General features: G+C 65.3%; 1 protein-coding gene and 1 pseudogene. Both read left to right on the top strand.

Features of this window, described 5'->3' with window-relative positions:
- Nucleotides 1–238: GNAT family N-acetyltransferase (locus tag D7Y13_RS46475; protein WP_500683208.1), on the top strand; the 238-nt coding region annotated here is incomplete at its 5' end.
- A 4-nt stretch (nt 239–242) separates the two neighbouring features.
- Nucleotides 243–430 (top strand): annotated as a pseudogene (locus tag D7Y13_RS43330) (tRNA pseudouridine(38-40) synthase TruA); the annotation flags it as partial.

The following is a 430-nucleotide window of genomic DNA, read 5'->3' as shown; positions in this document are numbered from 1 at the left end:
GGGTATCGGTTCCTTGCTGGTTCGTCGCGGGCTTGCGATGCTGGCGGATCGCGGCGAGGGGCTGGTCTTCGTGCTGGGCGAACCGGATTATTACGGCCGCTTCGGGTTCAGTGCCGATGCCGCGGCAGGCTTTACCTCAGCTTATGCCGGGCCTTATTTTCAAGTAGTTCGGCTGAAGCCCTGGGGGCCAACGTCCGGCGGGGTTCGCTACCCGAGCGCCTTCGACGGCCTGGGATAACGCCATGCCGCGCTACAAGCTCACGATCGAATACGACGGCACGCCATTTTTGGGCTGGCAACGGCAGGCCGACGGACTCACCATACAGGGCGTGCTCGAGACCGCGATCGCGCAACTCTGCGGCACACCGATTGCGCTGTATGGCGCGGGGCGCACGGATGCCGGCGTGCATGCGAGCGGGCAGGTCGCGCA

Source organism: Corallococcus praedator (assembly GCF_003612125.1).
In the GTDB taxonomy this organism is placed as follows: Bacteria; Myxococcota; Myxococcia; order Myxococcales; family Myxococcaceae; genus Corallococcus; species Corallococcus praedator.
The sequence above is the reverse complement of the archived record's forward strand: the minus strand, read 5'-3'. Positions and strand labels throughout refer to the sequence as shown.